This is a genomic window from Flavobacterium sp. U410, assembly GCF_053570605.1.
This window is the reverse complement of record NZ_JBSEFI010000025.1, coordinates 22,549-45,866: the sequence shown is the minus strand read 5'-3', so window position 1 is coordinate 45,866 and position 23,318 is coordinate 22,549. Positions and strand designations below refer to the sequence as shown.

Here is a 23,318-nt window from a genome sequence, read left to right as displayed (position 1 = left end):
ATTATAACTGTAAATACTGCATTGAAATGCCTTCTTGGTTCATATACAAACACTGAGTTATACTCACTGTTTTTAGGATATTTTCGCGATTGATTTGTAAACCAAACTCCTGATTTTCTTTTTGAGTGAATTGATGAAAATCAAGTATTGAATTTGGAGTAATATTTTGTTTTTCTGAAAGAAATTCTTCAAACCAAATTTTTCGTTGTTCTCTCACGGAAGCTTCATATAAAGTAGAAGAAGACCAAATGTGAGGTTTGTTGATATCTAAAGTTTGGAGCGTTTTTTCCGTTTCGTTCCATTGCAATTGAAACAATCCCTTTCCGTTAAAGAAAACGATAGTAAACGGTTCAATTCCTTGTAAATCGATAGCATTCCAATTGTCCAATACATTTTCGTTGGCTAATAAATCTAGCACAATTAAACCTCTACTTTTTCGATACGATGGCTTTGGAACGTGTTTTTCCTGAGCTCCGTTAAGCAAAATAATGATATTTTGAGTATCGTGAGCAATCCAAGTTCCGCCTGCTTTCGGATCTTTCGGGAAACAAATTTCTCTTCCGTTAATGGAATAGGTTTGCGGTGGAATTGCTGTAGCGCGATCTGTTTTTTCGTCACGGTTTGAGGTCAAACAAAAACCGTTTGCTGTAGCTAAAAATGTTACTGTGCACATTTTAATCGATATTCTATAGTAGATTTGGCAACACCAAAGTTATGATCTAACGTTACGTATGGAAACTTTGAAACCCCCACTTTTATTAAAGCCTGATGATGAATGCTGTGTTCTAAATTGTAAAGCAGTTCTCTGAAATAATTGGTCTCAATTGAAAAAGTAACCGAATCTACACCTTGTTCTAACTGCATTTTTTTATTTGGTTTATCAATATAATGTATTATTTCCTCAATATTTTCAATAGCCATATTAATATGATTTTGAATGTCTTTATTTCGTGTTCTGAAATCATAATTGACAATACCAATATCATAACTTTTAACCAATGACTGATACAATTCAATAATGTGTCTTACATGTTCACCAATCGTTGCATTGCTAAGTTCGGTATGAGGAGCAATATAGTCTTCAGGTTTCAACTGGTTTAGTAAGTGAAGAATTTCGTAGAAATTATTTTTTACAGAGGATATCAACATTTTTTAGGATCTGTTTTTAGTATAAGAAATTTTTAGCATCAGTTATCAAAACATAGGTACAGCAAAGAAAAGTAGTACAAGCCATAAAAAATAAGCTTCCATGATCTTGATTTACTTCTATATTCAGAATGAAAATATGAGACAAAATGGCTCCTAACATTGTTCCGATTCCTAAAAGCGCTCCATAAAAAGATTTCTTAGGAATTAATAATAATACCGAAGCAATTAGCTCTATAATTCCGGTTCCGATTCTCCCATAAGGTTCTAAATTCAGTTTGCTGAAAATAACAACACTTTCAGGCGCAGCAGTAAATTTGAAAAACAAAGTTTGCAGCATTATTATCGAAGGAACTATTCTGAAAAACCAAAAAACAATTCGTTTCATGATCTATTTTTCAGGTACAAATTTGATAGAAACTGAATTGGTACAATATCTTTTACCGGTTGTTTCTCTTGGACCATCATCAAAAACGTGACCTAAGTGACCACCGCATTTAGCGCACATCACTTCAGTTCTTACCATTCCAAAGCTTAAATCTTCTTTATAAATCACCGAACCTTTGATGGCTTGGTCAAAGGAAGGCCATCCGCAGTGCGAATCAAACTTAGTGTTTGAAGTAAAAAGTTCATTACCACAGGCAGCACAAACATATTTTCCTTTGGCAAAATAATCCCAATATTCACCAGTAAAAGCCATTTCAGTTCCTTTTTTTCGAAGAATTCTGTATTCTTCATCAGAAAGTTGTGATTTCCACTCAGCGTCGGTTTTGTTGACTTCAAAATTCATATCATTACTTTTTTTAGTTTGTGATTGACAAGATTGAATCCCTAAAATTAAAATTAAAAACAACATCTTTTTCATAGCATTTTTTTATTTCGTTATTTTTTGCCAATTGAGATCGGCTTTCTTTTTCAGTTCAGTTTCATTTTTATTCCAAGATTTTAGTGTGTTACTAAAATACGCATTATAAAATAAATAGAGTTTACCATTGATGATCTTAAAAGTTTGAGGATCAATTTCGACTTTTTCACCATTAGCACCCATTGCATAGGCGCACCAACCGCCATATTGAGGTTCATATTTATCCGGGGTGCTTTCTAATAATTTTTTGTTTTCTGCAGAATAGCAATAATAAATAGCATTTCGAATGGAAACAGCAAACTCTTTTTTACCTTTTTGAGCTTTTCCGACAGAAAAATAACTCACCGGATCATAGCCTTGAAGGGCAATATTTGATTCTAAATTGCGATTTTCTTTTTGAGTTTGACCAAAACTAGTCAAAGTAAAAATGAAGAAAACGAATAAGGCGGTTCGGACTTTCATAACTATTATTTTTAGCAAAGTTATGATGCTTTCACCAATAGAAATGTAAACTACTTTACATTACGGATTAAATTTTTGAGAACCTCAATATTTGGAATCATAATTTCTTTTCTGGAGTAAGAAATAATATTCTTTTGTTCCAAATCACTAAGTAAGGAAATGGTTGTTTGTCGCGAAGTACAAATAATTTGAGCAATATCATTTTGAGTGAGATAATTTTCAATTCTGAAACTGCCGTTTTCTTCAATTCCATCTTGTTCAGCCCATTCAATTAAAAAAAGTAAAAGACGGGTTTCTGCATTTAGGAAAATAAGATTGTTATAATTGTTTTTCCATTTTTTGATCTTAAACCCGATAAACTTGGTATATGATAATGCTAAATCTGGATATTTTCGCATCAGATTCTCAAAATCAGACAACAGAAAACTACAAATAATGACTTCGTCAGTAAGTGCTTTAGCCACTTCGTTAGAGCTATTTTGTTCCAAAGTCAGTTCACCAAATAAATCTCCTTTTTGGATGATTTCTTTTATCTTCTCGTTGCCCTCGTCGTCTATCTCAACAATCTTAATGTTACCTTTCTTTAATAAAAAAATCTGAGGAATATTAGTATCCGAAAAATATAGGATATCGCCTTTTTTTCCTTTTTTAAAATTGGAAATAATACACAACTGTTTAATCTGACTATAACTCAGAATTCTAAAAAGTTTGTGATCGCGTAAATACCAGTATTTTAACTCTTCGTACATGAGGTAAAATTAGGTGTTAATTTCCAAATCTTTAATATATTCTTCATATTCATAGAAGAACATTTCAAAAGCCGTCATTTTTTCGGCAAAAAAGTCAAAAACCTGTGACCAAGTATTTCGATTGTTAATGCTTATTCCGGTTAGTTCCACCCAAATGCGACTGATTTCTTTGCCACTTTCCAGAAAATAATGACGTTCTAAAATGACATCCGGTAAATAATCTTCCTGTAAAATAGCTTTTAGCGATTCTATTTTTTCAAAATAAATTTTACGCTTTTCATCTTCTTTAGGCTCAATGTCAAGTGAAACCTGTGCTTTTTTGTTATCAATATAAAACTTAAAAGAAACATCTTTAATTTTAGTATCATATAACAACCATTTTCTAGGATATTCTTCCGCAAAATTTACCCAGAATTCTTTTTTCATTTCACGTACTTCTTCTTTACTGAACATTTTTTGTAGCTTAAAAAATTGATTTTTGTTAAAAATAGCCCTAACTTTATAAGATGCAATTTGCAAATTTAAAGGTATGTTATTTAAAGATTTTAAAAAATATGTTCCAAAAATAGAAAATGAAAAGTTATTAGCCTCAGATGCCCATGCAAAAATGGCACCTTTGGAGCGAATTGCTTTTCTAAAGGATAACGATTTTTTAAAATATAACCCAAGAGAAGCAGCCGTTTTAATGCTTTTGTATCCCAAAAATAATGAAACACACTTAGTTTTAATCGTCCGAAACTCCTATCCCGGTGTACATTCTTCACAAATTGCATTTCCAGGTGGAAAAGTAGAAATAGAAGATGAAAATTTGGAACAAACCGCTCTTCGCGAAGCTTATGAAGAAGTAGGAGTGAATCCTAAAAGTGTCGAAATCATAAAACCTTTCAGTCAGGTGTATATTCCGCCAAGTAACTTCTTGGTTTCTCCTTTCATGGGCATTGCTGACGAAGAAGTTAAATTTACTGCAAATCCTGATGAAGTAAAACGCGTTCTTGAATTTCCGTTGTCTTCTTTTTTAGACGAAAAATCTATTATTCAAGTCAAAATGACGACATCTTACGCAAATAATATTCAGGTTCCTGCTTTCCAGGTAGATAAATATGTCGTTTGGGGAGCAACAGCCATGATGATGAGCGAATTGAAGATGGTTATTCAAAATTCACTTTTAGTTAAAAGTCTCTGATAATAAGTAATTTGGACTAATTTTAAATAGTTAAGAAATACAAAAACATGACATTTATCATGTTTTTCATTTTTAGATTGGTTTACTTTCGTATAGTTTGTGATAATGTTATTGCATTACCCCATATGTTCATCAACCAATATCTGAAAGCGTATGAAACAAGAGACTAACCAAAATCAAACCTACTTACAAAGTATAGAAGCCAATGGCTATACAAGAAGGGATTTTATGAAATTCGTGGCTTTTATCGGAGCCTATATGGGAGTTGAAAATACTGCGATTGGTCAAATAGCCAAAGCATTAGAAACTACTCCTCGATTACCGGTAATTTGGGAACACTTTCAAGAGTGTACTTGCTGTAGTGAATCTTTTATCCGATCGGATCACCCTATTGTAGCTGATATTATTTTAGACAAAATTTCTTTGGATTATACCTTGACTTTAATGGCGGCATCAGGTCATCAAGCCGAAGCTGCTAAAAAAGCAACAATGGATAAGTACAAAGGTGAATATATTTTGTGTGTGGAAGGTTCTGTTCCTCTTGGCGCTGACGGAAATTATTGTTGTATTGCAGGGAAAAGTGCTTTGGAAATTTTAAAAGAATCTGCGGCAGGAGCCAAAGCAATTATCGCTTGGGGAAGTTGTGCAACGACTGGTTGTGTTCAGGCGGCTAAACCTAATCCAACAGGTGCTATGCCAATTGAAAAAATTATCACCGATAAACCTATTATTAATGTTCCGGGTTGTCCGCCAATAGGTGAAGTGATGGCCGGAATTATAGTTCACGTAGTAACATTCGGAAGATTACCGGAATTAGATAGTGCCGGTCGTCCAAAAGCGTTTTATTCTAAACGTGTTCATGATAGTTGTTATCGCCGACCTTATTTCGACGCTGGTTTGTTTGCTGAAACTTTTGACGATGAAAATGCTAAAAAAGGATATTGTTTGTATAAAGTAGGTTGTAAAGGACCAAGTACTTACAATTCTTGTGGAAATTTAAAATGGAATGGTGGTGTAAGTTACCCAATTCAATCAGGTCACGGATGTATCGGTTGTAGTTCTAATGATTTCTGGGATGCCGGAAGTTTCTATACTCGCGATGCTTCTGTTATTGGCGGAGGAATTGAAGCTGATGCCGATACCATTGGTAAAGTGGCTTTAGGAGCTGTAGCTGCTGGTGCAGCGGTGCATGCTGTAGCGTCTAATATTTCTAAAAGAAAAGATTTGGACAGGCGTATTCACAATGCAATTGAAAACGAAAAAAGAGTAGAAGATTAACAATCAACCATAAAGAGTTTAGATATGGCAGAAAGAATAGTAGTGGATCCTATTACAAGAATTGAAGGCCACTTACGTGCTGAAGTTGAAATCAGCGATGGAACAATTAAAGACGCATTCGTATCTTCTACAATGGTTAGAGGATTAGAAAATATAGTTAAAGGAAGAAATCCTAAAGATGTTTGGGCTTTCGTACAACGTACTTGTGGTGTGTGTACTGCTTCACATGCTATTACATCGGTTAGATCTGTTGAAGATGCTTTAGGAATTGTGGTTCCGCCAAATGCTGAAATGGTTCGTAACATGATGTTAGGTGCTTTGCATTTGCACGATCACGTAGTTCACTTTTATCATTTACACGCATTTGACTGGGTTGATGTGGTTAGCGGTTTAAATGCCGATCCGCATAAAACTTCTCAATTAGCGCAATCTATTTCTAATTGGCCTAAGAGTTCTCCGGGTTATTTTTCAGATCTACAAACACGTTTGAAAAAATTCGTGAGCAGCGGACAATTAGGGATTTTTGCTAACGGATATTGGGGACATCCGGCTATGAAATTACCACCGGAAGTAAACTTAATGGCTACAGCTCACTATTTGGAGGCTTTAGAATGGCAAAAAGAAATCGTGAAAGTTCATGCTATTTTCGGAGGTAAAAATCCGCATCCTAATTTCTTAGTGGGCGGTATGGCTTGTGCTATTAATTTAGATGATGCCAGCGGTTTAAATGCAGAACGTTTGGCTTATGTTCGCCAATTATTAGAACAAGGAAAAGAGTTTGTAGAGCAAGTGTATATTCCGGATGTTTTAGCTATTGCAAGTTTCTATAAAGATTGGGGTAAAATTGGTGGATTCCACAATTTTATGGCTTTCGGAGATTTACCAATGCAAGGCTATAACAATACCAATCATAAAACATTCAAATTCCCTTCAGGAGTAATCATGGACAGAGATTTGTCTAAAATTCACGAAGTGGATATCCGCGATTTAAAAACGGTTGAAGAATATGTTAACAACTCTTGGTATGATTATGAAGGCGACGGAAATACCGGAAGACAACCGTGGAGTGGTGAAACGAATATTAATTATACAGGTCCAAAACCTCCATATTCTCATTTAGATGTTTCCCAAAAATATAGCTTCATTAAAACACCTCGTTGGAAAGGACATGCGATGGAAGTTGGTCCGTTAGCGAGAGTTTTAGTAGGATATGCTGAAGGAAGAGAAGATTATAAAGAATTAGTAGATTCTGCTTTAGCAAAATTAGAATTGCCTTTAGATGCTTTATATTCGACTTTAGGTCGAACAGCAGCCAGAGCTTTAGAATCACAATTAGTGGCAAATTGGAATTTAGAGTTCCATGACGAACTAATTAAAAACATCAAAAACGGCGATACTCGCATGGCGAATATGGATCGTTGGGAAACTAAAGCTTGGCCAAAAGAAGCAAAAGGTGTTGGATTAGTAGAAGCACCGCGCGGAGGTTTAAGCCACTGGATTGTAATTAAAGACGGAAAAGTGGAAAATTACCAACAAGTCGTTCCTTCAACTTGGAATGCTTCGCCTCGTGATCCAAAAGGGCAACGTTCACCTTATGAAAGTACATTGATTAACACTCCGGTTGCTGATCCGGAATTACCGTTAGAGTTAATCAGAACCATTCACTCATTCGATCCATGTATTGCTTGTGCGGTTCACTTGTATGATGAAAAAGGAGAAATTATCAAGCAAGTAAACGATATTTCGGTGTGTACAATCTAGTTTAAAAAAGTAAATTATGGCAACAAAAAGTTTTAAACGCGTATACGTTTGGGAATTGCCGGTGCGAGTTTTCCACTGGTTGAATGCCTTAGCCATAACCATATTAATTGTTACCGGATTTATTATTGGAAATCCACCGGCAATTATGTCAAAACTGGAAGCGTCTCAACAATTTTGGTTTGGCTACGTTCGAAAAATACATTTCATTGCCGCTTATGTCATGGTGGCTGTAATGATTTTGAGAGTCTATTGGGCTTTTGTAGGAAATAAATTTGCAAATTGGAGAACTTTTTTTCCGTTCAATAAAAAAGGAATGAAGAACATTTGGCACGTTTTAAAATTTGACATTTTTCTTCAAAACGAACAAGCACATAAAATCGAAAGTTTTAGTATTGGTCACAATAGCGTAGCTACAGCATCTTATTTGGTGATGTTTATTTTAGCATTGCTAATGATGGCAACGGGTTTTGCCATGTATGCACCAACAGCTTCTTGGTTTTTTCCAAAAATGTTTGCTTGGGTAACGCCTTTGTTTAACGATAACGAAATGTTGATTCGCAAAGTGCACCATATTTCAATGTGGGCTTTTATACTGTTCATTGTGGTTCACGTTTATTTGGTAATGTTCCACGATTGGTTAGAAGGTAGAGGCGAAACATCGGCTATGATTAGCGGACAAAAATTTGTATCTTCAGAACGTGTTCACGAAGAAATAGAAAAATAAAGAACTGAGCTTTTAAGTAGAATTTTTTGATTGAAACACTTATGAAAGAAGATATTTTAGCGTATAAACAAGACAATTTCCACTCAAAAGGAAACGATATTCTTATTCTGGGGATTGGAAATTACCTGATGGGAGATGAAGGCGTTGGTGTGCATTTTATCAATAATTTGGATCAATCAAAATTCCCCGAAAATATAACTTTTATAGATGGAGGAACCGGAGGTTTTCTTTTGGTTCCTTATCTGGAAAGTCATCCTATTGCTATTTTAGTCGATGCAACGATGGATGGCAAAGAAGAAGGAACAATTTCCTTGTTGAAACCAAAATTTTCCAATGATTTTCCCTTGGCACTAAGCGGACACAATTTCGGATTAAAAGATATGGTCGAAATTTTGACTATGTTTGATAGGATGCCCCAAATCTATCTCTACACCATTACCATTTCTAAAATGGATCCAATGGTTGTCGGATTATCTCCAAAAGTGGAAGCGGCCATAGCAAAAGTAACGGATGAAATCTTAAATTTGGTTCAAAACATCAGAGAGCAGAAAGCAGTTGTCGTTGAATAAAACATTCAAAATACAGATTTCCGGAAGAGTTCAAGGAGTTGGTTTCAGACCTTTTATTTACAATTTGGCAACCCAATATAAAATTAAAGGAACTGTGACTAATACTGTTTTTGGAGTAGAAATTACAGCGCAAACTTCAGCAGAGGTGTTCCAAAATTTTTATGATAACATTTCGCTTCAAGCGCCACCAAGTTCTAAAATTGAAACCATCGCTTTTACGGAAATTTCTGAAAATGTACATTTTGATGATTTTCAAATTGTAGCCACAAATTCGGGAAACCCGATAAATGCTCCTTTGACGCCTGATTTTGCCATTTGTTCAGATTGTAAAACGGAAATTCTCGACAAAAATAACAGACGATTTTATTATCCGTTTACTACGTGTACTTCTTGCGGACCGCGTTATGCTGTAACTCAAAGCTTTCCTTTCGAAAGAGAAAATACAAGTTTACATCACTTCAACATGTGTCCGGAATGTCAACAGGAATACAAAAATCCAAAGGATAAACGTTTTTATTCGCAAACCAATACGTGTTCAACTTGCGGAATTCCAATTTGGGTAACCAATGCCAACGGAGAAAAATTATTCGAAACCAATTCAGAGATTTTTCCTTTTTTGGCAAACCAATTAAAAGCCGGAAGTATCATCGCGCTAAAAAATACAACGGGTTATTTATTACTTTGCGATGCAACAAAAGCTGAGGTTGTTCAAAAATTGAGACTTCGAAAACAAAGACCTGTTAAACCTTTGGCGGTTTTATTTCCTAACGAAGAAAGTTTGCACAAAAATGTTTCAGCTGATGATTTTGCATTAAACGAATTGCAATCTGCGGTTTCACCAATCGTTATTTTGCCTTCAAAAACGGAAAGTGATGTGGCTGTAAACGAAGTTTCACCTATCAACGGAACCATTGGAGCGCTATTGCCTTATTCGGGTTTGTTGCAGTTGTTGTGTCATGAAACGCAAATTCCGTTAGTAGCAACCAGCGGAAACGTTCACGGTTCGCCCATTTGTAGTAACGAAAAAGACGCCGAAGAAAAATTAAAAAACATTGCCGATTTCTTTTTACATCACAGTTTAGAAATTCTTCATCCGCAGGATGATTCTGTAGTGCGATTGACCAAAAAGAAACGAAAAATTATATTGAGAAGAGCTCGAGGTTTAGCGCCCAATTGTAGCTTACCTTTAGCCTATAAAGAACAAATCCAAAGTAAAAAAGTTGTAGCACTGGGAGCCGATTTAAAAAGTTCGATCGCCATTTTTCCTAATGCATATTTGTATTCAAGCGAATATTTAGGGAATTTATCCAATTTCGATACAGCTTTGCGATTCCAAAAAACGATTCAAGATTATTTTTCCATTTTCAAGTTTCAACCGGAAGTTGTTGTGAAAGATAAACATCCGTTGTATGTATCGGGACGAATGCTTGAAGAATTACAAATCGATAAAAACAACATAAAAGTAGAAGAAGTTCAACATCATATAGCGCATTTTTCGGCTATTTTAACGGAACACAATTTGTGGCAAAGCCAAAATAAAGTGTTGGGTGTTATTTGGGACGGCATTGGTTTTGGAACCGAAAACGAAATTTGGGGTGGTGAGTTTTTTGAATATCAGAAGAAAGAGTTCAAACGAATCCAGCACTTTGAAAATTTCAATTGGATTTTAGGCGATAAAATGTCAAAGAATCCAAAAATAAGTTTGTTGTCACTTTGGAACGGAAATCTCGATGAAATTCGTCATTTGTTTAGTGCGAATGAATGGATTTTATTCGAAAAACAGAAAAAACAAAATACGTTGCAAACATCATCAGTAGGAAGATTGATCGATGCTGTGGCTTGCTTGTTAGGTTTTACACACGAAATGACTTTTGAAGGTGAAGCTGCTATTTATTTGGAAAGTTTAGCTCAAAAAGCATACGATTCTCAAACCATAAAAACCGATTATTTACAAGAAGAAGATTTGTTAGAAACAATTCCTTCATCTAAAATAATTGAAAAAATAGCTTTGGAAACCAAACAAAATAAAAGCAAAGAAGAAATTGCGCTTAATTTTCATTTTACCTTAGTTAAAGTGATTGAAAAAGTTGCAAACTTCCACAGTTTTAAAGAAATTGCATACAGTGGCGGCGTGTTTCAAAATGCGCTTTTGATCGATTTAATAGAAGACGAATTAGCAGTAAAATTCAACTGTTATTTTCACGAAAATCTGTCGCCAAATGATGAAAATATAGCCTTTGGGCAATTAAATTATAGTGTAAATTTTAATTCGTAACACATGAATATTTCAGAATTATTAGGAACCATAGGAAAAACAGAAGAACAAGATAAAATTTCATATTCGGCAGGAGTGGTAATGGGCTTAAGTCTTAAAGACAATGGCTTTGATGAAATTTCGTATGAGGATTTTGTAGACGGATTAAAGTCAGTTTACAGCAATTCGTATCCCAAAATTTCTCAAAAAAGAGCCATCGAAATTTTCAACAATTACATTACGCTTTTGCGCGAGGAAATGAAAGAGCAAAATGCAGCGGAAGGATTGCAGTTTTTAGCAGAAAACGGAAAACGTCCGGAAGTGATAACGTTGCCTTCAGGAGTACAATATGAAGTTTTGGTAGAAGGAAGCGGAAAAAGTCCGCAAGTGACGGATGATGTTCGTGTTTTATATGAAGGGTATTTATTGAACAAAGCGGTTTTTGATTCTACAAAAGACATCGGTTCTTTTGATATCAATATCAGTCAAACCATCAGCGGATGGCAGCAAGTTTTACCTTTAATGAGCGAAGGCGCTCGTTGGAAAGTGTACATTCCGCATCAATTTGCGTATGGCGAAGAAGGTGCTGCACCCATGATTCAGCCTAATGCTACTTTGGTATTTATCATTGAATTGCTTCAAATTTTAGAATGAAATATTTAACCGAATATCGCAATCCCGAACTCGTTAAACATTATATTGACGAAATTCACAAGGTAACGACAAAACCATGGAATATTATGGAAATTTGTGGTGGCCAAACACATTCGTTAGTAAAAAACGGTTTGTTGGATTTGTTGCCCGAAAATATTCGAATGATTCACGGTCCCGGTTGTCCTGTGTGTGTAACGCCCATGAGTTTGATCGATAAAGCAGTCGAATTGATGGAAAAAGGTGTGGTCATGTGTTCTTTTGGTGACATGATTCGCGTTCCGGGTTCCACCATTAGTTTGTTGCAGGCAAAAGCTAAAGGTGGCGATTTACGCATTTTGTATTCGCCTTTGGAAGCGGTGAATATTGCAGCGCAAAATCCGGAAAAAGAAGTAGTTTTTTTTGCGGTTGGTTTTGAAACGACTGCGCCAAGTAACGCTTTGGCAGTTCATCATGCGACTAAATTAGGCTTGAATAATTTTTCATTATTGGTTTCTCATGTTTTGGTTCCACCGGCAATGGAAGCTATTTTGTCGGACGAATTTTGTACGATTGACGCTTTTTTGGGAGCCGGTCATGTTTGTACCATTATGGGTTTAGCCGAATATTATCCGATTGCGGAAAAATATCAAATTCCCATTGTGGTTTCTGGTTTTGAACCTGCCGATTTGCTTCAAGCGATTTATCATGCGGTTTTACAGTTGGAAAATGACAAATGTGAAGTGGAAAATCAATACACTCGAATGGTGAAAGAAGAAGGAAACCTTCGTGCCAAAGAAGTGATGTTTGATGTTTTTGAAATTGGTACACAAGAATGGAGGGGAATTGGCGCTATTGCGGACAGTGGTTTTGTTTTGCAATCCAAATATGAGGCATTTGATGCCAATAAAAAGTTTGAAATTAAAACGGTTTCCAGTTGTGAGACCAATGGTTGTATAGCAGGCGAAATTTTACGTGGTTTGAAAAAACCGCACCAATGTCCGCAGTTTGCTTCTACTTGTAACCCTTCGAATCCCTTGGGTGCGCCTATGGTTTCTTCGGAAGGAGCTTGTGCGGCTTATTATAATTATGCTAAATAAAAAGAAAGAATCATGCTGAAATTATTCTTAATCATCTATTCTGGTTTGGAACATGCTTTTGAAGCCGATCATTTAATTGCGGTAAATAGTTTGGTGACCAATAGAAATAAAGTGACTACCGCTGTGAAAGACGGCATTTATTGGGGAATAGGGCATACGGCAACCATTTTTTGCGTAGGCTTATTGATGATTGGTTTGAAATATAGCATTGATGAAAAAATCTTCAGTTATTTTGAAGCTGGAGTAGGCGGAATGCTAATTGTTTTGGGGATTTTTCGTTTGGTAAAAATGTATTTAAAACAAGAAGATGATCATCACGATCACCAACATAAAGCGGCTTTTGGCGTGGGTTTAATTCACGGTTTAGCGGGAAGCGGGGCTTTAGTTGTGGTTGTTTTGTCTCAAATGAAAAGTACTTTAGATGGTTTGCTGTACATCGTCATTTTTGGATTAGGTTCCATCATTGGAATGTTGGCCGCCGCCGGTTTATTCAGTGTTCCTTATTCTAAAACAGTCATGAAATCAGAAAGAATACAAATTGGGTTAACCATTTTGTCGTCTTTGCTTTGTGTGTTTTACGGTGCTAAAGTAATTTTTGATAATTTAAGTCACTAACAAATACGCGGTAATTGTTCACCAATTAAAGGATTTACCACTCTTTTTCCGCCAAAAGCACTATTCAAAATCACTTTATTCGGATGTTCTTCGGTAATTGTTCCAATATGGGAAGCCAACGGATTTTCAGTTTGTAGCAAAGCCAAAGCTTCATCAGCAACACTTTGGTCCACAATACAAACGAAAGTGCCTTCATTGGCTACATACAGAGGATCTAATCCTAGAAGTTCGCAAGCGTTTTTAACCTGAGTTTCCACGTTGATTTTTTCGTCCAAAATAGAAATGCCCAAATGACAATCGGTGGTAATTTCATTGAGAACAGAAGCCAATCCGCCACGAGTAGCATCGCGCAAGAAATGAACTTTGTTGCCTAATTTCGCAATCAATTGTTGAACGATAAAGTTGAGGTTGGTCGTATCGCTTACAATATCACTTTCAAATTGTAAACCTTCACGTTCCGACATAATCGCCATGCCGTGCGAAGCAATTGCACCATTGATTAAAATGGCATTTCCGGGTTTAATTTGCGAACTGCTAATGTGTGCATTGTCGTAAACCACACCAATTCCGGAAGTGTTGATGTAAATTTTATCGCCTTTTCCACGTTCCACCACTTTAGTATCACCTGTTACAATTTGAACTTCAGCTTTATCAGCAGCTTTTCTGATGGATTCGACTATGGTGGTAAATTCAGCTAAAGAAAATCCTTCTTCAATAATAAAAGACAAGGACAAATATTTGGGTTTAGCACCACACATAGACAAGTCGTTCACGGTTCCGTTTACGGCTAATTCGCCAATATTTCCGCCTTTGAAAAAAATGGGCGAAATCACATAACTATCTGTTGAAAATGCCAGTTTTCCTTGTAAATTAAGAAAAGCGCCATCGTGTTTAACGTCTAAAATATCGTTGTGAAGCGTTTTGATGATGACTTCGTTTAAAAGTTTCGTCATGTGTTCGCCACCGCTTCCATGGTGCAAGTGTATAATTTCGTTAGCTGATTGCATAATCGTTACTTGAGTTCTTCAATGTCTTCGCCCATGTCTTTTAAAACCTGCATGGTCTTGTGGGCTTCGTCTTCATCAATAATTCCAATGGCTGCACCTACGTGAACCAAAACATAATCGCCTAATTTGGCTTCGGGAACCAATGCTAAATTGACTTCCTTTTTAACACCTTCAAAAGACACTTCGCCAATGCGGAACGTAGGATCTAACTCGGTGACAATGCGTTCTAATTTTCCGGGAACTGCTAAACACATACGCTTATTGTTTTAACGATTGTTTTAAGAAATCGTACCATTGCTCTAAACCTTCGCCACTTGTTGCAGAAACTTCGAAGAACTGTAAATGCGGATTTACTTTTTTAGCATTCTCTTTTAGTTTTTCCAAATCAAATTTTAGATACGGCAACAAGTCGATTTTGTTGATGATGCAAATATGAGATCCATAGAACATATCCGGATATTTCAGTGGTTTGTCTTCGCCTTCAGTTGTTGAAATGATGACTACTCGTTTGGCTTCGCCCAAGTCAAACATAGCCGGGCAAACCAAGTTTCCTACGTTTTCAATCATTAAAACCGAATTTGATTTTGGAGCCAAAGTTTTAGTCGCTTTCGCAATCATATCGCTATCTAAGTGACATCCTTTTCCTGTATTGATTTGGACCACCGGAACGTTCAGCATGTGAATGCGTTCGGCATCATTATTGGTTTGTTGGTCGCCTTCAATTACCGAAAATTCGACCTCGTCTTTTAAATCGGAAATTGTTTTTTCTAAAAGAGACGTTTTTCCGGAACCGGGAGAACTTACCAAGTTGATAGCAAAAATGTTCAAGGCTTCAAAATAACCTCGGTTGCGTTCAGCCGTCAATTGGTTTTTTTGTAAAATATCTTTTTCTAAATCAATAATGTTGATTTCGTGTGTATGGGCGTGATGATGATGGCCATGATCATGCGAATGGCTGTGACTATGTCCATGTGAGTGGTCGTGGTCATGATGGTGGTGATGTTCGTGATCGTGAGAATGATCATGATGATGGTGCTCATGCTCATGATGATGATGTCCATCGTGAGTGTGCTCATGCACGTCTAATTTGGTATATTTTACACCGTTTTCATCTGAGCTACATCCGCAAGTAGTACACATAATATTTTGAATTATTGAATGATTAGTTTTTTAATTTTCATTTCTTTTCCCTGAGTAATATTTTTGAATGGACTGTTGCAATTGGGGCAACTATCAAAAAAAGCTTTGATGTCAAAAGCAGTTTCGCACTCGGCACAAGTTGCTTTGCCTTCGGGTTCGTTAATGATTAATTCGGCATGTTCCAAACTTGTATTTTTGATACATTGTGGCCAAACATATAAAAACGAACTCATTTCTACTCCGGATAATTTTCCGATTTCCAGATGAATTTCTTTAACCGAAGTTCCGTTGATTTTTTGGACTTCTTCTTCCGTTGATTTTACAACCGAAGTCACTATAGACAATTCGTGCATATACTCAGTTTGTCCAACAAATTTAAGGGTAATTTAATTAAATTTTATGATAAATGTCAATTAATTGGAGTAATTTTAAGGATAAATTTGGGTTAGAAAATGTTAAATTTTCGAGAAAAGTAAATTGTATTTCAATTTTATTACATTTGTAACCTTGTAAAAAAATGAGCGTATGGGTTTGTTTAAAAGAAATACTTTTGGACAGATATTGTTTTTAAAAAAATGGTTAATTCGTTTTGCGGGTGCAATGACGCACAAGCGCTATAGAGGTTTCAACGAATTAAAAATTGAAGGTTCTGATATTTTAAGAAGTTTACCCGAAAATAATGTATTGTTTATCTCTAATCACCAAACGTATTTTGCGGATGTGGTGGCTATGTTTCATGTGTTTAATGCAGCATTGAAAGGACGAGAAAACAATATTAAGAATGTAGGTTATTTGTGGAATCCGAAGATGAATTTGTATTATGTAGCGGCTAAAGAAACGATGCAGGAAGGTTTGTTGCCTCGTATTTTGGCTTATGCCGGTGCAATAACTGTAGAACGTACTTGGAGAGCTAAAGGTCAGGATGTGAAACGCGATGTGAATCCGAATGATACTGAAAATATCAAAATGGCTTTAGAAGACGGTTGGGTGATTACGTTTCCGCAAGGAACAACGCGTTCGTTTAAACCGGTTCGAAAAGGAACTGCTCACATTATTTTGCAACACAAACCTATAGTTGTACCTATCGTAATTGATGGTTTCCGACGTTCTTTTGACCGAAAAGGACTTCGCATCAAGAAAAAAGGAATCTTACAGTCTTTTGTGATCAAAGAACCGCTTCAAATTGATTACGAAACTGAAACTGTTGAAAGTTTAGTGGAGAAAATAGAATTTGCTATTGAACAACATCCTTCGCTTTTAAAAGTTATTCCGGCAGAAGTAATTGAAGAACAAGCAAAATTAGACAAACAACGTCAATGGAGTTACTAATCTTAGAAATCTATTTTTTCTAATTCCTTATAATTTTGGTACAAACGTTTTAGTAAAATTCCATAAAGCAAACGGTAGAATAACCAAATCAACCCCACAAAAATGCTTGCTGCAATAAAGTAAATGGCAAAAATGAAAAGGTAAAACATTTTGCTGTTGCCTCCGTTTTGAATAAAGCCATCTAGCATTTCATTGATTTGCGGATCATACATGAACTGAAAGGAGAAGACCAATAAAAATGAAAAGAAGATCATGGCTAAATTATACCATACGTAGTATTGCACTGTTTTTCGGGTTTTTAAAATGGAAACCATCAGTTGTTTTACTGTTCCAATTGTATTAATGGTTTTATAGTTTCTGTAGAACAAATAGATAAAACCAATTAAAACAACATAGTTTGCTATAGTTAAAACGGGCAAAATTTTGTTCAAATGGTACATTTCTAATATTTCAAAATAATCTTCGTCAGCAGTAAAAATACTCAAGCAAGTCCAAAACAATATTTCGACAATACTAATCACCAAAATCCATTTCACAATAGAAGAAGATCTTTTGTGTAGCATGCCATATATTTCTTTTTCGCTGATGCGATTAAAAGAATGCTCTTTATTTTTCCAGTCGCGTTTTAAAATCTCTAATTCATCCATGAGGCTACGGATTTAAAATTTTCTTTAATTTCCCCTTTACACGATTCATCTTCACTCTTGCATTTACTTCACTAATTCCTAAAGTTTCCGATATTTCCGTATAATCCTTATCTTCTAAATATAAAAACACCAAAGCTTTTTCGATATCGTTCAATTCGCTTATGGCACCATATAATAATTTCAATTGTTCTTCTTCCTCAAAATTATATTCTTCTTGTTTTACTTTATGAAAACTTCCGTCAAATTCAATGGTATCAATAGATTTTTTCTTTTTTCGGTATAAAGTAATAGCGGTGTTTAATCCTACGCGATAGGCCCAAGTAGTAAATTTGGAATCCCCTCTAAAATTAGGAAATGCTTTCCAAAGTTGAATGGTAATTTCTTGAAACAAATCTTTATGAGCATCCTCATCAGTAGTATATAACCGACAAATTTTGTGGATTATATTCTGATTTTCTTCCAGTTGCGAAACAAACTCTTTTTCTTCGGATGTCTTCATAGATAACAATAAGTAGCAGCTTCTTGTTTTTTGTTACAAATTAATCAAAAATCAATAACAAGGTCAATCTAAAAATTCAAATAAATTACTATTGAATTTGTCATTGTTTTTGATATTGAAATTGCCATTGAAATACATTACCTTTGAGAATCAAAATTTTCTTAGTAAAATGAACATACCTCAATGTAGTTTTCCACGTGTTGTTATCATTGGTGGGGGATTTGCCGGAATTTCGTTAGCCAAAAAACTGAAAAACAAAAAACTTCAAGTAGTTCTGTTAGATAAACATAATTATCACAATTTTCAACCTTTGATGTATCAGGTGGCAACAGGTGGTTTAGAGCCCGATTCTATTGCATATCCTATTCGAAAAGTCGTACAGGAATTTGAAGATTTTTATTTCCGTTTGGCTGATGTGAAGGAAATTGATACCAAAGCGCAAAAAATTATTGCTGATATAGGCGAATTAAAGTACGATTATTTAGTGATTGCTACAGGGTCAAAGACGAATTATTTTGGGAATAAAGAGATGGAACGCAATGCGATGTCAATGAAAACCATTCCCGAATCGCTGAACATTCGGAGTCTTATTTTAGAAAATTTTGAGCAGGCTTTGTTGACCAATGATATTGAGGAACGCCAAGGGTTGATGAATTTCGTTTTAGTAGGGGGCGGACCAACAGGCGTGGAGTTGGCAGGAGCTTTAGCCGAAATGAAAAAAGCTATTTTACCTAAAGATTATCCGGATTTAGATATTCGAAAAATGCAGATTAATTTAATTCAAAGTGGTGATCGCATTTTAAATACGATGAGTGAAAATGCTTCTGCAAAGGCTGAAAAATTCTTAGTTGATTTAGGCGTTGAGGTCTGGAAAAATATTCGCGTAACCGATTATGACGGAAAAGTAGTTTCCACCAATTCTGACTTGAGTTTTCATGCGGCTACGGTAATTTGGACAGCCGGTGTGAAAGGGGCGATGCTTAATGGTTTTCCTAAGGAATCTTTAGAAGTTCGTTCGGGACGTTTTAAAGTCAACCGATTCAATCAGGTGGAAGGTTTTGAGACTATTTTTGCTATCGGCGATATTGCTTTGATGGAAACCGAAAATTATCCGCAAGGACATCCTATGATGGCACAACCTGCCATGCAACAAGGTCGATTGTTAGCCGAAAATATTATTCGTTTGGTTCACAAAAAAGAAATGAAAGCATTCACGTATAACGATAAAGGTTCTATGGCGACTATCGGGCGAAATAAAGCCGTGGTCGATTTGCCGAAGTTTCAGTTTAGCGGAGTTTTCGCTTGGTTCGTTTGGATGTTCGTACACCTTTTTTCACTGATTGGATTCAAAAGCAAAGCCGTCGTATTCTTAAATTGGGTGTACAATTACATTCGTTTTGATCGCGAAGCCCGATTAATCATTCGTCCGTATAAAGAAAAAGAACCCGTTAGTTTTGTGAGTGATGAGATATAGAAAAAGAATCCTGATTTTTCAGGATTCTTTTTGTTTTTAATAACGTTATCAATTATTCTTTGATGATTTTTTCTCGTAAAATCTCTTTTCCATTATTGATTTCAACTAGATAAATTCCTTTTTTCAGATCTTGGACATTGATAGTGTTCGCTCCTTTTTTGTTTACATTAGTTATATTTTCTTTTTTTACAATTAATCCTGAGAAATCATAAAAAGTTATTTCATAATAAGAGCTAATATCATTTGATATTTCCAAAGTTATGATATCTTTAACAGGATTAGTGAATTTAATATTACTGTTTTTTAAAGCAAGCTCTCTTATAGGATCAGCCACGTTAATACACGTTCTAAATGTTTTAGTAAAAGAGTAATCTGTCCAGTTATAAGAGCCGCTAGGGATGGTATAAACGATTAAATTTCCACTTAAGTTCACTCTTTTATATAATAATTGAACGGTATAAGTTCCGTTAATATTACAGCTAAAAAAACCGCTATTATTTATGCTACCATTTGCTGCACCATTGCCTAATGTAGGAAGATTAAATTGAGTAGAAGAGCATGCTGTTGTAGGAGCAGTTGTTTTTAAATATAAATACGTTGCATTTGTATAAGTTCCTGTTCCTTTTATGTTTATGTATCCATTATAGGTTCCGTCGCTATTAGTGCTACATGATGCCGTAATACTTAAATTAAGTACAGGTGCTGCTTCTTTTACTATGATAACTCTAATTAATTGTCTTGAACCTGTAATTTCAACACTACCACAAAAACTTTTTACGGTATAGTAAGTGGTTCCTACTGGTAAATTAGATATATTATACCATTTGTGAAGAGCAGTATTGCTATTACTTGCATAAGTTGAGTTTGCTCCATTAACGTTTATCATTACACTACCAGAACAACTACCAGGATAATCTGTTCTTAGACTTAGTAAATCTAATGTGTTACTGTAAAAAGGAATTGTAATGGTAAAAGTTTTATAAGTATCAACACCATTAGAAGTACCGCTTACAGTTTTTGCAAATGCATTCGAATAAGTTGAAAAATCTACCTCAATGGAGTTTACTGCAAAGGTAGAAATAGAAAGGTTTAACACTAAGATAAGAATTAAATTCTTAAATGTTGCTTGATTAAATAACTTTGTTTTCATACTTTTTGTTTTAAAGATTGTTTGTCAAAAGTATAATCTATTGAAAAACAAAATGTTTAATATCGCCTTTTGTGATAGTTATGTACGATAATAGTGATGAGTTTAAAATGAGATGTGATGAAATACTCTTTAATTGTGATGAATTTTTTAGTCAGAAAATTAGTTTGTTTATTTCGCATTCATAACTTGTACTCACAGGAATTTTCTCACCATTAATTACAACTTCACTTTTTGATTTCATTTCTACTTTGTCAATTCGGATGATATAAGAACGGTGTATTCTTAAATATTCAAGAGGATCAGGAGTAGACATTATAAAGTCTCCAATTTTGCATCGAATAGTATAAACTTTCTTTTCTGTTACAAGGTCAATATAATTTCCAGCTGATTTAACATAAAGAATGCTATTGGTTTTTATTCGTATTTCTTTGCCTGATTCTCTGAAAACATAATACCTCTCTTTTTTCTTGATTTTTTTGATAATTAGGCGAATTAACTCTCTTATGATATCTTTATTATAAGACAGCACATTAGTTTTAAAAAATAAATAGATAATGATGCCTATTGCAAGAATAAGACTTACAATGAACCAAGTACTTTTCCAAAAAGGAGGACTGATATAAATTGGAATTTCAAGATATTTTTTGGGGTCTGAACGGTTGGAGTCAGTTACAGCGACTTTAAAAGTATAATCTCCCGGAGGAAGTAAAGGGTAAATAACTTTTCTATTATTGGTATGATACCATTTTTTATCCAGACCTTTCAAAAAATATTGATATGTAATTTCATTTCCTTTTTTAAAAGAGACGTCAGAAAATCCTATTTCTAATCGGTTTTCTTTATAAGAGAGATGAGATAATTTTTCTATAGAAGTCTTTACGTCATTGACTTTTATATAATCAATCTTTAAAAAGTGTGTTGATTTTTTTTCAGAATCAAATAAATGTTTTTGTGTGTAAACCAATCCCTTTTTTGAGGCTATCCAAATAGTATCATGATTGATTTCCACATCATTAATGCCGTCATTAAGAAGCCCGTTAGAGCTTTTAAGTCCGGTAATAGAGAACTTTTCTTTTTGATCGAATATTATTCTGTTTAATCCGGAATTAGTACAAACCCATATTGTATCTTCATTTTCAATATATATTTCATTAATATCATTGCTCAAAAGACCATCTTTTTTAGATATGGAATATACTTTTTCATTATTCTTGTTGTAAATGACTACACCCTGACCTAAAGTAGCAAAGTACAGTTCATTACGAGATTCATTATAATCAATATCATCAACTCTAAAAGAAAATAGATTGTGAAGTTTTTTTAGATCGGAAAGCGTATTTTTTTGATTTAAAATGTAAACTCCTTCTGGTGTTCCTAAATAAATATCATTTTTAAAAAAGCAGGCATCATGAACTCTAAATGGGAATGCCTGTACTGATTCTAATTTATTATTTTTATAAATGGACACATTTTTGATCTGAGAAAAGATGATTCGGTCTTCTTGGGGTTCAGATATTTTAATGGTATAGTTTGGGAATATAATAGGATTAGAAAAATTTTCATTCACAAACAGATTCTGATAAGAAAAAAAATAGGTTTTCTTTGTTTTTTTATCAAATTCTACAAAAGATTTTTTGGTGTACGTAGGATTATAGATTATTTGATATTTAGCGTTACGTTCAATTTTTAATATTTTTCCATCAGAAGACCCCGCAAAGATTTTACCTTTATTATCCTTTGTTAAAGAATTTATAGGAAAATCACTCAATTCACATTTTAATATTTTTATTTCAGGATCTTTAGTATAAAAGACTCCTGAATGTAGAGACGTAAACCAATATCCGCCTTCATGATCCACTAGAAAATTTGTAATCGATTTATTCTCTAGGAAAGATTCTGTAGTTCCTTTTTCTAAATCAACAATTTTAGCTCCGCCAAATAAATATCCAATAAAAAATCTGTTTTCATCAATCCCTTTAATAGCAATAGGTTCAAAGTTGTTTTTAATTTCTTTAACCGATTTTACATGCTCATCAAAGACCGATACAGAAAAAGCATTTTTATAAATATAATATTTTGAATTTTGAAGCGGAATAACGTCAATACTGGCAAAAGTCTCATTGTTCTTAAAAAAAATACGATTTTTATGAGGCACAGCAGATTTTGTTTTATAAGAAAAAAAAGAACCATCTTTCTCTTTTTCAAGAACAGAGAATGTATTTAAAGTTTCAGAAGAATTCTTCCTTTTTTTAGGTTTTTGAAGCAGATCACCATTTTTAGAAATAATTATAGGATCCAAAATTTGTTCACATCCGATATGTAAAGAACCATCTTCTGAAACATAAATGCTTTTGATATATTGCGCAGAAGTTAATGTTTTCGCTAAAACAGAATTGAATTTGTAAGGAATAAAACCTTTAAAATTTTCATGAAAGTAAAATAATTTGCAGTCCAGAGTAGAGCAAAAAACAGTACCGTCCGATAGCGGATGAAAATCCAAAACAACATTATTAAGAACACCATCCTGTATACCAAATGATTTTATTTCATAGCCATTATAATTTGCAATTCCTCTATCGGTAGCAAACCATATAATTCCATTCCTGTCTTGGTGGATGTCATATACTTGTAAACTAGGTAATCCTTCATTAAGTCCAAATTCTCTGTATATATATTCCTGAGAATACGAGAAAAAGGTGGTTAAAAAAAAGACTAGAATTAAATTTTTTTTCATAT

At 34.5% G+C, this 23,318-nt stretch carries 26 protein-coding genes; 11 read left to right on the top strand and 15 right to left on the bottom strand.

Annotated features, from left to right (window positions below; all coding sequences use genetic code 11):
• Position 1 precedes the first annotated feature (1 nt).
• The 7 genes from ACUSJC_RS14815 to ACUSJC_RS14785 are packed head-to-tail and all read right to left on the bottom strand — an operon-like array spanning position 2 to position 3,675.
• Complete coding sequence (locus ACUSJC_RS14815; RefSeq protein ID WP_449270339.1) at positions 2 to 673, bottom strand: NRDE family protein; 672 nt, start codon at positions 671 to 673, stop codon at positions 2 to 4.
• A complete protein-coding gene (locus tag ACUSJC_RS14810; RefSeq protein ID WP_449270338.1) occupies positions 661 to 1,149 on the bottom strand; it encodes a DinB family protein in 489 nt (162 codons plus the stop codon). Before ACUSJC_RS14810 ends, ACUSJC_RS14815 begins: the two co-directional genes overlap by 13 nt.
• Before the next feature lie 16 nt (positions 1,150 to 1,165).
• Entirely contained in the window at positions 1,166 to 1,534 is a 369-nt protein-coding gene (locus ACUSJC_RS14805) for a DoxX family protein (RefSeq protein WP_449270337.1), read from the bottom strand.
• A gap of 3 nt (positions 1,535 to 1,537) precedes the next feature.
• Positions 1,538 to 2,011, bottom strand: coding sequence for a peptide-methionine (R)-S-oxide reductase MsrB (gene msrB / locus ACUSJC_RS14800; RefSeq protein ID WP_449270336.1), 474 nt, complete (start codon positions 2,009 to 2,011; stop codon positions 1,538 to 1,540).
• 9 nt (positions 2,012 to 2,020) lie between these two features.
• Positions 2,021 to 2,473 carry a YHS domain-containing (seleno)protein gene (locus ACUSJC_RS14795; protein WP_449270335.1) on the bottom strand — a complete coding sequence of 151 codons (453 nt, stop codon included), beginning with the start codon at positions 2,471 to 2,473 and terminating at the stop codon, positions 2,021 to 2,023.
• Between the two features lie 50 nt (positions 2,474 to 2,523).
• The gene (locus tag ACUSJC_RS14790) at positions 2,524 to 3,222 is read right to left on the bottom strand and encodes a Crp/Fnr family transcriptional regulator (RefSeq protein WP_449270334.1); all 699 of its coding nucleotides are present in this window, start codon (positions 3,220 to 3,222) and stop codon (positions 2,524 to 2,526) included.
• A gap of 9 nt (positions 3,223 to 3,231) precedes the next feature.
• Entirely contained in the window at positions 3,232 to 3,675 is a 444-nt protein-coding gene (locus ACUSJC_RS14785) for a DUF4268 domain-containing protein (RefSeq protein ID WP_449270333.1), read from the bottom strand.
• A 76-nt stretch (positions 3,676 to 3,751) separates the two neighbouring features.
• Between ACUSJC_RS14785 and ACUSJC_RS14780 the strand changes: the two genes are divergently transcribed.
• The 9 genes from ACUSJC_RS14780 (at position 3,752) to ACUSJC_RS14740 (ending at position 13,336) form a co-directional block, all read left to right on the top strand.
• Positions 3,752 to 4,405 (top strand): NUDIX hydrolase, encoded by a 654-nt coding sequence (locus tag ACUSJC_RS14780; protein WP_449270332.1) that lies wholly within the window; start codon positions 3,752 to 3,754, stop codon positions 4,403 to 4,405.
• A 153-nt stretch (positions 4,406 to 4,558) separates the two neighbouring features.
• Positions 4,559 to 5,683 carry a hydrogenase small subunit gene (locus ACUSJC_RS14775; RefSeq protein ID WP_449270331.1) on the top strand — a complete coding sequence of 375 codons (1,125 nt, stop codon included), beginning with the start codon at positions 4,559 to 4,561 and terminating at the stop codon, positions 5,681 to 5,683.
• 24 nt (positions 5,684 to 5,707) lie between these two features.
• Entirely contained in the window at positions 5,708 to 7,444 is a 1,737-nt protein-coding gene (locus tag ACUSJC_RS14770; RefSeq protein ID WP_449270330.1) for a nickel-dependent hydrogenase large subunit, read from the top strand.
• Between the two features lie 16 nt (positions 7,445 to 7,460).
• On the top strand, positions 7,461 to 8,168 hold the full coding sequence (cybH, locus tag ACUSJC_RS14765) for a Ni/Fe-hydrogenase, b-type cytochrome subunit (RefSeq protein WP_449270329.1): 708 nt from the start codon (positions 7,461 to 7,463) through the stop codon (positions 8,166 to 8,168).
• A 41-nt stretch (positions 8,169 to 8,209) separates the two neighbouring features.
• Positions 8,210 to 8,737 carry a hydrogenase maturation protease gene (locus ACUSJC_RS14760; protein WP_449270328.1) on the top strand — a complete coding sequence of 176 codons (528 nt, stop codon included), beginning with the start codon at positions 8,210 to 8,212 and terminating at the stop codon, positions 8,735 to 8,737.
• Positions 8,730 to 11,012, top strand: a complete 2,283-nt coding sequence (gene hypF, locus ACUSJC_RS14755) for a carbamoyltransferase HypF (protein WP_449270327.1) — start codon at positions 8,730 to 8,732, stop codon at positions 11,010 to 11,012. Before ACUSJC_RS14760 ends, hypF begins: the two co-directional genes overlap by 8 nt.
• Before the next feature lie 3 nt (positions 11,013 to 11,015).
• A complete protein-coding gene (locus tag ACUSJC_RS14750; protein ID WP_449270326.1) occupies positions 11,016 to 11,645 on the top strand; it encodes an FKBP-type peptidyl-prolyl cis-trans isomerase in 630 nt (209 codons plus the stop codon).
• On the top strand, positions 11,642 to 12,721 hold the full coding sequence (gene hypD / locus ACUSJC_RS14745) for a hydrogenase formation protein HypD (protein WP_449270325.1): 1,080 nt from the start codon (positions 11,642 to 11,644) through the stop codon (positions 12,719 to 12,721). Before ACUSJC_RS14750 ends, hypD begins: the two co-directional genes overlap by 4 nt.
• Before the next feature lie 12 nt (positions 12,722 to 12,733).
• Positions 12,734 to 13,336: a hypothetical protein gene (locus ACUSJC_RS14740; RefSeq protein WP_449270324.1), complete on the top strand. Its 603-nt coding sequence runs from the start codon at positions 12,734 to 12,736 to the stop codon at positions 13,334 to 13,336.
• Here the strand turns inward: ACUSJC_RS14740 and hypE are convergent.
• The 4 genes from hypE to ACUSJC_RS14720 are packed head-to-tail and all read right to left on the bottom strand — an operon-like array spanning position 13,333 to position 15,836.
• Positions 13,333 to 14,343 (bottom strand): hydrogenase expression/formation protein HypE, encoded by a 1,011-nt coding sequence (gene hypE, locus ACUSJC_RS14735; RefSeq protein WP_449270323.1) that lies wholly within the window; start codon positions 14,341 to 14,343, stop codon positions 13,333 to 13,335. The genes ACUSJC_RS14740 and hypE overlap by 4 nt on opposite strands.
• Positions 14,344 to 14,348: 5 nt before the next feature.
• Entirely contained in the window at positions 14,349 to 14,597 is a 249-nt protein-coding gene (locus ACUSJC_RS14730; RefSeq protein ID WP_109568171.1) for a HypC/HybG/HupF family hydrogenase formation chaperone, read from the bottom strand.
• A gap of 4 nt (positions 14,598 to 14,601) precedes the next feature.
• Entirely contained in the window at positions 14,602 to 15,483 is an 882-nt protein-coding gene (gene hypB / locus ACUSJC_RS14725) for a hydrogenase nickel incorporation protein HypB (RefSeq protein ID WP_449270322.1), read from the bottom strand.
• An 11-nt stretch (positions 15,484 to 15,494) separates the two neighbouring features.
• Positions 15,495 to 15,836 (bottom strand): hydrogenase maturation nickel metallochaperone HypA/HybF, encoded by a 342-nt coding sequence (locus ACUSJC_RS14720; protein ID WP_449270321.1) that lies wholly within the window; start codon positions 15,834 to 15,836, stop codon positions 15,495 to 15,497.
• Between the two features lie 172 nt (positions 15,837 to 16,008).
• Here ACUSJC_RS14720 and ACUSJC_RS14715 point away from each other — a divergent pair, with 172 nt between their 5' ends.
• Positions 16,009 to 16,812, top strand: coding sequence for a lysophospholipid acyltransferase family protein (locus tag ACUSJC_RS14715; protein WP_449270320.1), 804 nt, complete (start codon positions 16,009 to 16,011; stop codon positions 16,810 to 16,812).
• A gap of 2 nt (positions 16,813 to 16,814) precedes the next feature.
• Here the strand turns inward: ACUSJC_RS14715 and ACUSJC_RS14710 are convergent, their stop codons facing one another.
• Positions 16,815 to 17,459 (bottom strand): hypothetical protein, encoded by a 645-nt coding sequence (locus tag ACUSJC_RS14710; RefSeq protein ID WP_449270319.1) that lies wholly within the window; start codon positions 17,457 to 17,459, stop codon positions 16,815 to 16,817.
• 4 nt (positions 17,460 to 17,463) lie between these two features.
• Positions 17,464 to 17,958, bottom strand: a complete 495-nt coding sequence (locus ACUSJC_RS14705) for an RNA polymerase sigma factor (protein WP_449270318.1) — start codon at positions 17,956 to 17,958, stop codon at positions 17,464 to 17,466.
• A gap of 169 nt (positions 17,959 to 18,127) precedes the next feature.
• On the opposite strand from ACUSJC_RS14705, the gene ACUSJC_RS14700 reads away from it, so the two are divergent.
• Positions 18,128 to 19,432, top strand: a complete 1,305-nt coding sequence (locus ACUSJC_RS14700) for an NAD(P)/FAD-dependent oxidoreductase (RefSeq protein ID WP_449270317.1) — start codon at positions 18,128 to 18,130, stop codon at positions 19,430 to 19,432.
• Positions 19,433 to 19,484: 52 nt separating this feature from the next.
• On the opposite strand, the gene ACUSJC_RS14695 is transcribed toward ACUSJC_RS14700, so the two are convergent.
• Both ACUSJC_RS14695 and ACUSJC_RS14690 read right to left on the bottom strand, forming a co-directional pair.
• The gene (locus ACUSJC_RS14695) at positions 19,485 to 20,582 is read right to left on the bottom strand and encodes a T9SS type A sorting domain-containing protein (protein ID WP_449270316.1); all 1,098 of its coding nucleotides are present in this window, start codon (positions 20,580 to 20,582) and stop codon (positions 19,485 to 19,487) included.
• Positions 20,583 to 20,733: 151 nt separating this feature from the next.
• The gene (locus tag ACUSJC_RS14690) at positions 20,734 to 23,316 is read right to left on the bottom strand and encodes a LytTR family transcriptional regulator DNA-binding domain-containing protein (protein ID WP_449270315.1); all 2,583 of its coding nucleotides are present in this window, start codon (positions 23,314 to 23,316) and stop codon (positions 20,734 to 20,736) included.
• Positions 23,317 to 23,318: the final 2 nt, after the last annotated feature.